This window comes from Xanthomonas translucens pv. cerealis, from assembly GCF_006838285.1.
Taxonomy (GTDB): domain Bacteria; phylum Pseudomonadota; class Gammaproteobacteria; order Xanthomonadales; family Xanthomonadaceae; genus Xanthomonas_A; species Xanthomonas_A cerealis.
This window is the reverse complement of sequence record NZ_CP038228.1, coordinates 3,056,396-3,067,855: the sequence shown is the minus strand read 5'-3', so window position 1 is coordinate 3,067,855 and position 11,460 is coordinate 3,056,396. Positions and strand designations below refer to the sequence as shown.

At 64.6% G+C, this 11,460-nt stretch carries 9 protein-coding genes; 8 read left to right on the top strand and 1 reads right to left on the bottom strand.

The genetic code is table 11. The features are described 5' to 3' along the window. The first annotated feature begins 31 nt into the window (after positions 1–31). From E4A48_RS13570 to lpxC, 4 genes are all read left to right on the top strand, one after another. Positions 32–925, top strand: coding sequence for a cell division protein FtsQ/DivIB (locus E4A48_RS13570; protein WP_142742587.1), 894 nt, complete (start codon positions 32–34; stop codon positions 923–925). Further along, on the top strand, positions 922–2,157 hold the full coding sequence (gene ftsA / locus E4A48_RS13565; RefSeq protein ID WP_003465508.1) for a cell division protein FtsA: 1,236 nt from the start codon (positions 922–924) through the stop codon (positions 2,155–2,157). The genes E4A48_RS13570 and ftsA overlap by 4 nt, the downstream gene beginning before the upstream one ends. Before the next feature lie 310 nt (positions 2,158–2,467). Continuing rightward, positions 2,468–3,688, top strand: a complete 1,221-nt coding sequence (gene ftsZ, locus E4A48_RS13560; RefSeq protein WP_003465507.1) for a cell division protein FtsZ — start codon at positions 2,468–2,470, stop codon at positions 3,686–3,688. 375 nt (positions 3,689–4,063) lie between these two features. After that, on the top strand, positions 4,064–4,975 hold the full coding sequence (gene lpxC / locus E4A48_RS13555; protein ID WP_004427486.1) for a UDP-3-O-acyl-N-acetylglucosamine deacetylase: 912 nt from the start codon (positions 4,064–4,066) through the stop codon (positions 4,973–4,975). A gap of 149 nt (positions 4,976–5,124) precedes the next feature. Here the strand turns inward: lpxC and E4A48_RS13550 are convergent, their stop codons facing one another. Beyond that, the gene (locus tag E4A48_RS13550; RefSeq protein WP_058196687.1) at positions 5,125–5,601 is read right to left on the bottom strand and encodes a DUF721 domain-containing protein; all 477 of its coding nucleotides are present in this window, start codon (positions 5,599–5,601) and stop codon (positions 5,125–5,127) included. 10 nt (positions 5,602–5,611) lie between these two features. On the opposite strand from E4A48_RS13550, the gene E4A48_RS13545 reads away from it, so the two are divergent. From E4A48_RS13545 to E4A48_RS20595, 4 genes are all read left to right on the top strand, one after another. Beyond that, positions 5,612–6,559, top strand: coding sequence for a M23 family metallopeptidase (locus E4A48_RS13545; RefSeq protein WP_058196686.1), 948 nt, complete (start codon positions 5,612–5,614; stop codon positions 6,557–6,559). A gap of 163 nt (positions 6,560–6,722) precedes the next feature. Continuing rightward, positions 6,723–9,464: a preprotein translocase subunit SecA gene (secA, locus tag E4A48_RS13540; RefSeq protein ID WP_039007657.1), complete on the top strand. Its 2,742-nt coding sequence runs from the start codon at positions 6,723–6,725 to the stop codon at positions 9,462–9,464. A 637-nt stretch (positions 9,465–10,101) separates the two neighbouring features. Then, positions 10,102–11,157, top strand: a complete 1,056-nt coding sequence (locus E4A48_RS13535; protein WP_142742586.1) for an HlyD family efflux transporter periplasmic adaptor subunit — start codon at positions 10,102–10,104, stop codon at positions 11,155–11,157. A gap of 82 nt (positions 11,158–11,239) precedes the next feature. Continuing rightward, entirely contained in the window at positions 11,240–11,377 is a 138-nt protein-coding gene (locus tag E4A48_RS20595) for a hypothetical protein (protein WP_003475730.1), read from the top strand. The last annotated feature ends 83 nt before the right edge of the window (positions 11,378–11,460 follow it).

The window sequence follows — 11,460 nt, the reverse complement described above, 5'->3', positions numbered from 1 at the left end:
CCGGTCCCGGCACCCACCCTGAGGCAAACGCATGAGCGCCCTGCTGCGCATCCTCGCCTGGCTGCTGGCGCTGGCGCTGGTCGCGCTGCCGGTGGTGGCGGTGCTCAACGGCTGGGTCGGCGCCGAGCGCTGGCCGTTGAGCCGGTTGCAGGTCAGCGGCGATTTCAAGCGCGTGCCGGCCGAGCAGCTGCGCCAGGTGGTGCTGCCGTACGCGCGCCGCGGTTTCTTCGCGGTGCGCCTGCAGGACGCGCAGAACGCGATCGAGCGCTTGCCGTGGGTGGAGAGCGCGCGGGTGCGCAAGCGCTGGCCGGACGTGCTGGAAGTGCGCGTCACCGAGCACCGCCCGTTCGCGCGTTGGGGCAGCGATCGCATGTTGTCCGAGCAGGGCCGCATCTTCGCGCTGCCGAGCGAGCTGCGCGGAATGGCGCTGCCGCAGCTGGCCGGGCCGGACGCCAAGGCGCAGGACGTGATCGCGCTGTACAACGAATCGCGTGCGCTGTTCGCGCCGGCCGGACTGCAGGTCGACAGCGTGGCGATGGACGCGCGCGGCAGCTGGTCGCTGCAGCTGGGCGACGGCGTGCAGGTCGTGGTCGGCCGCGACGACGCCCGCGCCCGCCTGGCGCGCTTCGCCCGCGTGCTGCCGCAACTGGCCACGCCGGAGCAGGCGCCGATCGCGCGCGCCGACCTGCGTTACACGAATGGCTTCACGGTGAGCCGCAAGGCCGTGGAGAGCGGGGACCGGGGACCGGGGGCCGGGGACCACAAGCCCAGCCGCGCCGCCGCAGGACCTGCTGCGCGTGTCGGCACCGCTTGGGTGACGCCGCCGCCCCGGACGCTCGCTGCAGCCCCGCCGTCCCCGGTCCCCGGTCCCCGGTCCCTGGTCCCGTCCCCGCATTCCCTCCTTCTACGCAGTACCCACACATGAACCGCAAAGGCGACAAATCTCTCATCGTTGGACTGGACATCGGCACCTCCAAGGTCGTCGCGCTGGTCGGCGAGTATTCGCCCGGCAATCCGATCGAGGTGATCGGCATCGGTTCGCACGAGTCGCGCGGGCTCAAGCGCGGCGTGGTGGTGGACATCGAATCCACCGTGCAGTCAATCCAGCGCGCGGTCGAGGAAGCGGAGCTGATGGCCGGCTGCGAGATCCGCTCGGTGTACGCGTCGATCTCCGGCAACCACGTGCAGTGCAAGAACTCGCCCGGGATCGTGCCGATCCGCGACGGCGAAGTGACCTGGAACGACCTGGACCGGGTGCTGGAAGCGGCCAAGGCGGTGGCGATCCCGGCCGATCAGCGCATCCTGCACGCGATCCCGCGCGAGTACGTGCTGGACGATTCGCAGGAAGGCATCCGCAACCCGGTCGGCATGACCGGCGTGCGCCTGGAGGTGCATGCGCACCTGGTGGTGTGCGCGCAGTCGGCCGCAGCCAACATCAGCAAGTGCGTGCAGCGCTGCGGCCTGCAGGTGGACGACCTGATCCTGTCCTCGCTGGCGTCCTCGGTGGCGGTGCTGACCGCCGATGAGCGCGAACTGGGCGTGGTGCTGGTGGACATGGGCGCCGGCACCACCGACCTGGCGGTGTTCGTGCAGGGCGCGATCTGCCACACCGCCTCGCTGCCGATCGCCGGCGACCACGTCACCAACGACATCGCGCACATGCTGCGCACGCCCACCCCGGAAGCCGAGCAGATCAAGGTGCGCTACGCCTGCGCGCTGGCGCAGCTGGCCACCGCCGAGGAAAGCATCCAGGTGCCGAGCGTCGGCGACCGCCCGCCGCGGCGCATGCCGCGCCATTCGCTGGCGCAGGCGGTGCAGGGCCGCTACGAGGAGATCTTCGAGATGGTGCAGGCCGAACTGCGCCGCTCCGGCTTCGAGGAACTGGTGCGCGCCGGCATGGTGCTGACCGGCGGCGCCTCGAAGATGGAAGGCGTGGTCGAACTGGCCGAGGAAATGGTGCAGATGCCGGTGCGCGTGGGCATTCCGCAGCACGTCACCGGCCTGGGCGAAGTGGTCGGCAACCCGGTGCACGCCACCGGCGTGGGCCTGCTGCTGATGGGCAGCCAGATCGAACACCCGCGTCGCCCGTCGCTGCCGACCGGGCGCGCCGGCAGCTTGTTCAAGAAATTGAAGAATTGGTATCGCGGTGAGTTCTGACGGCTGGGAATGGGGAATCGGGAATTGGGAATGGGTAAGAGCAAGAGCAAGAGCAAAAAGCGGTGCTGCGGTGGAGATGGGTGGAGAGCGGTGAGAGCAAGAGACGGTAGGTAAGGCATAGTTTTTTAGTGATTTCGCTGAGGAGCGGACACAGGATTGGAGGTGCGCTGTTGCGATTCTCCATTCCCGATTCCCCACTCCCAGCTTTCAAACAACAACACTCGCTGAAATGCGGGTGTCGGGCCGGCGAACGGAGCGATCCGATTCTCCATTCCCGATTCCCCATTCACAGCTCAAAGAGGACACGGACATGGCGCATTTCGAACTGATTGAAAAGATGGCACCCAACGCGGTAATCAAGGTGGTCGGCGTGGGCGGCGGCGGCGGCAACGCGGTCGCGCACATGGTCAGCAGCAGCGTGGACGGCGTGGAGTTCATCACCGCCAACACCGACTCGCAGGCGATCAAGAACTGCGGCGCCAAGCTGCAGCTGCAGCTCGGCACCAACGTCACCAAGGGCCTGGGCGCCGGCGCGAATCCTGAAGTGGGCCGCCAGGCCGCGCTGGAAGACCGCGAACGCATCATGGACGCGCTGCAGGGCGCGGACATGGTGTTCATCACCGCTGGAATGGGCGGCGGCACCGGTACCGGCGCCGCGCCCGTGGTCGCGCAGCTGGCCAAGGAGATGGGCATCCTGACCGTGGCCGTGGTCACCAAGCCATTCCCGTTCGAAGGCCGCCGGCGCATGCAGGTCGCGCTGAAGGGCATCGAGGAACTGAGCCAGCATTGCGACTCGCTGATCACCATTCCCAACGAAAAGCTGATCACCGTGCTCGGCCGCAACGCCACCATGATCCAGGCGTTCCGTGCCGCCAACGACGTGCTGCAGGGCGCCGTGCAGGGCATCGCCGACCTGATCGTGCGTCCGGGCCTGATCAACGTCGACTTCGCCGACGTGCGCACCGTGATGTCGGAAATGGGCCTGGCGATGATGGGCACCGGCTCGGCCCGCGGCGACGACCGCGCGCAGGCCGCGGCCGAAGCGGCGATCCAGAACCCGCTGCTGGACGACGTCAACCTCGCCGGCGCCAACGGCATCCTGGTCAACATCACCGCCGGTCCGGACTTCACCATGGCCGAGTTCGACGAGATCGGCCGCACCATCGAAGGCTTCGCCTCGGAGGACGCGACCGTCGTGGTCGGCACCGTGCTCGACCCGGACATGCAGGACGAGGTCCGCGTGACCGTGGTCGCCACCGGCCTGAACCGCGCCGTGTCGCGTCAGACCCAGCGTCCGGAGCAGCGCGCGCCGATCAAGCTGGTGCGCAACGCGACCACCGGCCAGCCGGAATTCGGCGACTTCGAGCATGGCGGCGACGCCGTGTCCAAGGCGGTCGGCGGCGCGATGGGCCTGGGCCTGCGGCGTCCGAGCAGCGATGCGGCGGGCGCCTCCTCGCCGGCACCGGCGGCGGCCGATCTGCCGAACGACTACCTGGACATTCCTGCGTTCCTGCGTCGCCAGGCCGACTGATGCCGTCCCTGGCGCGACAGTGCGGCCTGCGGATGGCCCAGCCTGGCCATCCATGGCCAGGCGCGGGTCCGCGCGCGAGGCAGTGCTTCGCAAGCACGCGGCCCGCCATGCGCCGCCAGGCCGACTGAGGTTTCGCCAGGCCGGCCTTGCGCCGGCCGCAACACCGTCGATCGGGAGTGTCCGCCTGTTCGGCGCGCCGTGTCCCTTTGCTGCCGGGTCGCCTCGACCCGGCAGGTTTTTGCGACCGCGACGCCGGCCTCCGCCAGCGTTGCGCAAATAGGACGCTGTGACCGTCTTGTTAAAATTTGGCTAAACGCGTGATATTCTCAATTCCGTTCAGTTCCCATCTGAGCTGACGTTCCCAGACTGTCTCCCATGACCCAGCAACGCACCCTCAAGAACACGATCCGCGCCACCGGCGTAGGCCTGCATAGCGGCGACAAGGTGTACATGACCCTGCGCCCGGCGCCCGCCGATCACGGCATCGTGTTCCGGCGCGTGGATCTGGAACCGGCGGTGGAAGTGCCGGCCGATGCCGAACTGGTCACCGAGACCACGCTGTGCACCGGGCTGAGCCGTGGCGAGGCCAAGATCCAGACGGTGGAACACCTGATGTCGGCGATGGCCGGCCTTGGCGTGGACAACGCCATCGTCGAGCTGTCCTCGGCTGAGCTGCCGATCATGGACGGTTCGTCCGGCCCATTTGTGTTCCTGCTGCAGTCCGCGGGCATCGTCGAGCAGGGCAAGCCCAAGCGCTTCATCCGCATCAAGCGGCCGGTGGAAGTGCGCGACGGCGACAAGATCGCCCGCTTCGCGCCGTACGACGGCTACAAGCTGGGCTTCACCATCCAGTTCGACCACCCGATGATCCCGGCCAAGCAGTCGCGCCAGGAAATCGAGTTCTCGACCATGGCCTACATCAAGGAAATCTCCCGCGCACGCACCTTCGGCTTCATGCGCGACCTGGAGTACATGCGCGAACGCAACCTGGGCCTGGGCGGGTCGATGGACAACGCCATCGTGCTCGACGAGTTCCGCGTGCTCAACGACGACGGCCTGCGCTACGCCGACGAATTCGTGCGGCACAAGATCCTCGATGCGATCGGCGACCTGTACCTGGCCGGCGGCGCCATCCTCGGTGCCTACGAAGGCTACAAATCCGGCCATGCGCTGAACAACAAGCTGGTGCGCGCGTTGCTCGCCGAGCAGGCCGCGTGGGAGTGGGTGAGCTTCGATTCCAAGGCCGTGCCGGCGCCGGTGGCCTACGGGGCGGTGGCCTACGCCTAAAGTTTCGCGCTCCGCGGCCGGGGGGCGTTCCTGGATCACGGAATGGGCGATGCGTCGCGTCTTTGGCCCATCTTAACTTATATTTAACGAATCGATAACGACCTCGACGCCGGCGCCCGCTAGGATGCGTCGGGTCGTGACCTGCGTGTCTACGTGCGCAGACCGCGGCGTCCGGAGGCCGTCGCTGCTTCAGGTGTCGTGGAAGCGACGTCCTGCAAGGACGCCAGCGCGTCGCGCAAGCCCTTGTGCGTCGCCGCGGACACCGGTGCTGGCTTGCTTCTTGCCTGTTGCATTGGGGAATGCGCGGATGCAGTCGCAATCTTGACGGTCACCCTGGTGGCCTTCAGCCCGAGGGACCGGGCCGCAGCGAGGATATCGGCCTCGGCAAGCCTGACCCGGGCGTGCCAGACCGGAGAGTCAACCAGAAAAACGAGCTGTTCGCCGTTCACATTGGCCAACCGACACCGGGGGGCCAGGTTCGGCGGCAGATGGGGGCGCAACTGTCGGTCCAGCGCGTCGAGCCACAAGGCACGCCGTAACGGGTCGCCCACCTTGTCCGCCAATGCGGCGTCCAACGCCGGCATCGGCGCGGTGGTATGGCCCTCGCCGGACTTTCGCTTAGACATGAAAACTCATATGGCGTTTAAGAAGATCGTAATCAATTCGCGTGAAAAGGGGATAAAGGACCTGCCGTGGCGGCTGCGCGAGTTCGCAGACCGGCGTCCCCTGACCGTGCTGGGCACGGTACTGGCGGTGGGCATGGTACTCGGCATCGGTGTCAGCGCCGCGACCGGCTTCGTCGGCTCGGCGCAGCTGCGCGCCAAGGTGAAGCGGCAGGACGCGGAGCTGGCGCAGGTGCGCCATGACGCGCAGACCCAGGTCAACGCGCTGGCCGCGCGGCTGGGCGAACTGCAGGCGCAGGCCACCCGGCTCAACGCGTTGGGCGAACGCCTGACCCGCATGGGCAAGCTGCAGGACGGCGAATTCGACTTCGACCAGCCGGTCGGCGTCGGTGGCGGCGACGACGAGGTCAGCCAGGACATGCCGGCGCCGCAGCTGGGCAAGGAGCTGGACGGGCTGCAGCAGCAGTTCGCCACCTCCGGCCAGCAGCTGTCGGTGCTCGAATCGCTGCTGTTCGACCACCAGCTCGACCAGAACGCGGTGCCGTCGCGGATGCCGATCCGCAACAGCTACATCACCTCCGGTTTCGGCGGCCGCGCCGATCCGTTCGGCCGTGGCGCCGGCAACCACAAGGGCATCGACTTCCATGCCAACGCCGGCGACCCGGTGCTGGCCGTGGCCGACGGCGTGGTCAGCTACTCGGGCGTGCGCGGCGGCTACGGCAACGTGGTCGAGGTCGATCACGGCAACGGGTACGTCACCCGCTACGCGCACAATTCGCGCTTGTCGGTGAAGGTCGGCGACCTGGTGCGGGTCGGCCAGGAAGTGGCCAAGGCCGGTTCCACCGGCCGTTCCACCGGCGCGCACGTGCATTTCGAAGTCTGGAAGGACGGCGTGGTGATGAATCCGGCCAAGTTCCTTGGCGACGGCGCCACCCCGGTGGGCCGCCGCGGCCGCGGCTGAGTCGGGCCTGGGGCGGCGTGCCGGCGCTTGAATCGCCGAAGCCCGCCCCAAGCTACAATACGCTTTGCCACGACAGGGCGCCTCGCGCCCTGTTTCGTTTGCGGCCCGCCGATTCCCTGGGGGATTGGGCCGTACGGGCGTTCCTTTCCAACCGGTTCCTTCAATGATCAACAGTCTGCTTACTCGCGTTTTCGGTAGTCGCAACGAACGCCAGCTGCGTCAGCTCCACCGTATCGTCGCCAAGGTCAATGCGCTGGAACCGGAGATGGAGCAGCTCTCCGACGCGCAACTGCAGGCCAAGACCCCGGAACTGCGCGGGCGCGTCGCCAGCGGCGAGAGCCTGGACAAGGTGTTGCCGGAAGCGTTCGCGGTGTGCCGCGAGGCCAGCCGCCGCGTGCTCGGCATGCGCCACTACGACGTGCAGCTGATCGGCGGCATGGTCCTGCACCTGGGCAAGATCGCGGAAATGCGCACCGGCGAAGGCAAGACTCTGGTGGCGACGTTGCCGGTGTACCTCAACGCGCTGGAAGACAAGGGCGTGCACGTGGTCACCGTCAACGACTACCTGGCGCGCCGCGACGCCGCGCAGATGGGCAAGCTGTACAACTGGCTGGGGCTGAGCGTGGGCGTGGTTTATCCGGGCATGCCGCACAGCGACAAGCACGCCGCCTATGCCGCCGACATCACCTACGGCACCAACAACGAATTCGGCTTCGACTACCTGCGCGACAACATGGCGCTGTCCAAGGCCGACCGTTACCAGCGCGGCCTGAACTACGCCATCGTCGACGAGGTGGACTCGATCCTGATCGACGAGGCGCGCACCCCGCTGATCATCTCCGGCCCGGCCGACGATTCGCCGGAACTGTACATCCGCGTCAACCGCATCGTGCCGCAGCTGAGCAAGCAGGAATCCGAGGAAGGCGAGGGCGACTTCTGGGTCGACGAGAAGGGCAAGCAGGTGCATCTGTCCGAGGCCGGCATGGAGCACGCCGAAGAACTGCTGCGCGCAGCCGGGATCCTGACCAACGACGAGGACCGCCTGTACGGCGCGCAGAACCTCAGCGTGGTGCATCACCTCAACGCCGCGCTGCGCGCGCATGCGATCTACCAGCGCGACGTGGACTACATCGTGCGCGACGGCGAAGTGGTCATCGTCGATGAATTCACCGGCCGCACCCTGCCGGGCCGGCGCTGGTCCGACGGCCTGCACCAGGCGGTGGAGGCGAAGGAAGGCGTGCCGGTACAGCGCGAGAACCAGACCCTGGCCAGCATCACCTTCCAGAACCTGTTCCGCATGTACAAGAAGCTGTCCGGCATGACCGGTACGGCCGACACCGAAGCCTATGAATTCCAGAGCATCTACAACCTGGAAGTGGTGGTGATCCCGACCAACCGCCCGACCATCCGCAAGGACTGGCCGGACCAGGTGTTCCTCAACCGCCAGGGCAAGTTCAACGCGGTCCTCGCCGACATCGAGGACTGCGCCAAGCGCGGCCAGCCGGTGCTGGTCGGCACCACCTCGATCGAGACCTCGGAGATGCTGTCCGAGCACCTGCGCAAGGCCGGGGTCAAGCATGAGGTGCTCAACGCCAAGCAGCATGAACGCGAGGCGCAGATCGTCGCCAACGCCGGCCAGCCGGGCGCGGTGACCATCGCCACCAACATGGCCGGCCGCGGCACCGACATCGTGCTCGGCGGCTCGCTGGAAGCGGAACTGCATGCGCTGGGCGAGGAAGACCTGAGCGAGGCCGAGCGCGCACGCCTGAAGGCGGCCTGGCAGGAGCGCCACGACGCGGTCAAGGCCGCCGGCGGCCTGCACATCATCGGTACCGAGCGCCACGAGTCGCGGCGTATCGACAACCAGTTGCGCGGCCGCTCCGGCCGCCAGGGCGATCCGGGTTCATCGCGCTTCTACCTGTCGCTGGAAGACAACCTGATGCGCATCTTCGCCTCCGACTGGGTGCAGAAGGCGATGCGGATGATGGGCATGAAGGAAGACGACGTCATCGAGGACAAGCTGGTCAGCCGCCAGATCGAGAAGGCGCAGCGCAAGGTCGAGGCGCACAACTTCGACATCCGCAAGAACCTGCTCGACTTCGACGACGTCAACAACGACCAGCGCAAGGTGATCTACGCGCAGCGCGACGAGCTGCTCGATGCCGAGTCGGTCAAGGACAACGTCGACGGCATCCGCGACGACGTGATCTACGACATCGTGGCGCGCTTCGTGCCGCCGAACTCGATCGACGAGCAGTGGGACCTGGCCGGGCTGGAAGCGACCCTGTCCAGCGACCTTGGCCTGCCGCTGTCGCTGACCGACCTGGTCAAGCGCCACGAGGAACTGGACGCGGCCGGCATCGCCGAGAAGGTGCGCGAGGAAGTCGATCGCCACTTCCAGGAGAAGGAAGCGGCGGTCGGCGGCGAGACCATGCGCGCGCTGGAGAAGCACGTGATGCTGACCGTGCTCGACCAGAGCTGGAAGGAGCACCTGGCGCGCATGGACTACCTGCGCCAGGGCATCCACCTGCGCGGCTATGCGCAGAAGCAGCCCAAGCAGGAATACAAAAAGGAAGCCTTCGAACTGTTCTCGGAGATGCTCGAGCACGCCAAGCGCGAGGTGGTGACCTTGCTGGCGCGCGTGCGCATCCGCAGCGAGGAAGAGGTGGCGGCGCTGGAAGCGCAGGAACGGCAGCAGATGGAGGCGCAGCTGCGCCAGGCGCAGTTCCAGCACCAGGACGCCGGCGGCTACAGCGCCGACGAGGAAGCCGAGCAACTGGCGCTGGGCGCCAACCCGCAGCAGGTGGCGCAGGTCACCCGCGAGGCGCCCAAGGTCGGCCGCAACGATCCGTGCCCGTGCGGCAGCGGCAAGAAGTACAAGCATTGTCATGGGCAGTTGAGCTAGCTGTTGCGAGCGCTGTTGCGCATTCGCGCAACAGCCCCACACTTTGCTGCGCAAAGTGAGGGCCCCAGCTCATCAGCCTCCAAATCCCCGCGCCTGTCGGCGCGCCCCCTTTACTAAATGGGGCTGTGTCTCCATATGGGCTGCGGTGATTGTCAAACCCTTGTCGCAACAGCCCCGCCTTGTGCGGGGCGTTTTGTTTGTGGGACGGGCGCACGCCGGTGTGGCGTGGCGCGCGTTCTGCGTGTAGGGTGCGGGGTGTCGCCATTGCAGTTGGATGCCTGCCGTGGAGCCTTCCCGAAAGTGAACTGATCCCTGAAATTTTGTCCCACTTCCGGGTGTGTGGGGGGGGCAGTTCCAAAGTCGGAGCGATTCAGTTGACAAATGAAATTGGGGAATTGTATCTTTCAGCCACATCAAGGATGTGATGTGCTAAATGCAAAGTAAATTTTTCCGCCAAGAAGCACTCGACTCGACGCAGTCAAGGTGGCTAGGGAGTTTTTAAATAAGCCAACCCCCGGCTCTGGGCTCGTTGTGCTTAGTCGCAGCGCTTGCTGCGATTTCAGTTATTCTATTTTTGATATTCGGTGAATATACACATCGATCACGCGTATTCGGCGAATTGGTGCCTGCGAAAGGCATGTCAATAATTCTGGCGCCAGCCACTGGCGTACTATCTCGTGTGGATGTTCAGGAAGGTGATGCGGTTCACGCCGGTCAGACCATTGCGGTAGTCGCGATTTCCAGTATGACTGTGCGAAGTGGTGACGCGGGGAAAGCAATAAATGAACAGCTTGATATTAGGATGAAAAGCGTTGAGCGCTCGAAGCTATATCATAGCCAGCAACTCAACGCTCAAGAGGCGGGTCTACGGCAACAGCTGGAAGCCGCTAAACAAGAGCTGTCGCAGCTTGATAATCAGATATTAAATCGGCGGAAACAGATTGGCATAGCTGAGGAGATACTGGGTCGAATGCGTCAGCTCAGGGATGGGTATTATATTAGTTTAACGCAAATCAAGCAGCAAGAGACGGAATTGCTGTCCCTAAGTAGTGGCATTGATGAGTTGAAGAGAAGCAAAGCGGTAAGCCAGCGAACTGTCGCTCAACTTCGTCAAGCGCTATTTGAGCTTCCCGAGCAGCAAAAGCTTAACTCTGCTTCTTACGATAATAGCGTGGCTGAGCTTGCGCAGGAGGCAATTGAAAATTCCATCCGTGGCGAGGTTGCCATAATTGCTCCTGTGTCTGGAATAGTCGCAAGTGCCTTATACAAGCCGGGCCAAGCTATCCAGTCAGGCAAGATTATAGCGAATATTCTTCCGTCTGATGATCACCTTGAGGCGGAGATAAAGGTGCCGGGGCGAGCTATTGGCTTTGTGAAGAGTGGCGATAAAGTTAATATTAGATATCAAGCGTTCCCTTACCAAAAGTTTGGGCATGGCGTGGGTGTGGTCGAGCGAGTTGCGCGCAACGCGCTCGAGGAGGAGCCAAAGGCGCAAAGTGGAAAAGCCGAAATGGATAGCTATTATCGTCTTATAGCTAGTATTAATCAGCAAGCCATCAACGTACATGGCAAATATGAGCCGCTATTGCCCGGGATGGTTGTTGAGGCTGATATTCTTGGTGAGAGAAGAAGCCTGCTGCAGTGGATCTTTGATCCTTTGTATTCGATGCGAGAGGATCTGGCTAGCGAATAAAATTCCGCTATGGCAGTAAATGCCATGCTGACGCCAAGGTTCGAGGCGATACATCGAGCCAAACTATGAAAAGGAGTTTTGCATGGATAACGATATTGTAGAAATTAAGGACGATCAGCTGGACGAAATCGCCGGCGCAATGGAGGAGTGTAAGCCGGGCCAGGTGCCGACCAACGTCTATATCCGCTCGACCGGCAGGTGGTCGACCGGCTGTGACTGATACATAAGATCCACAGGGGTGGGCGGTCAAGCGCCCACCCTTCTTTTTTGGATGACAACTTATGCGATTCGGGGACAATGTAG

Bases quoted from the DNA above. Each gene is read 5' to 3' on its own strand.
- E4A48_RS13570 (WP_142742587.1), top strand. From the start codon at position 32: ATGAGCGCCCTGCTGCGCATCCTCGCCTGGCTGCTGGCGCTGGCGCTG.
- ftsA (WP_003465508.1), top strand. From the start codon at position 922: ATGAACCGCAAAGGCGACAAATCTCTCATCGTTGGACTGGACATCGGC.
- ftsZ (WP_003465507.1), top strand. From the start codon at position 2,468: ATGGCGCATTTCGAACTGATTGAAAAGATGGCACCCAACGCGGTAATC.
- lpxC (WP_004427486.1), top strand. From the start codon at position 4,064: ATGACCCAGCAACGCACCCTCAAGAACACGATCCGCGCCACCGGCGTA.
- E4A48_RS13550 (WP_058196687.1), bottom strand. From the start codon at position 5,601: ATGTCTAAGCGAAAGTCCGGCGAGGGCCATACCACCGCGCCGATGCCG.
- E4A48_RS13545 (WP_058196686.1), top strand. From the start codon at position 5,612: ATGGCGTTTAAGAAGATCGTAATCAATTCGCGTGAAAAGGGGATAAAG.
- secA (WP_039007657.1), top strand. From the start codon at position 6,723: ATGATCAACAGTCTGCTTACTCGCGTTTTCGGTAGTCGCAACGAACGC.
- E4A48_RS13535 (WP_142742586.1), top strand. From the start codon at position 10,102: ATGTCAATAATTCTGGCGCCAGCCACTGGCGTACTATCTCGTGTGGAT.
- E4A48_RS20595 (WP_003475730.1), top strand. From the start codon at position 11,240: ATGGATAACGATATTGTAGAAATTAAGGACGATCAGCTGGACGAAATC.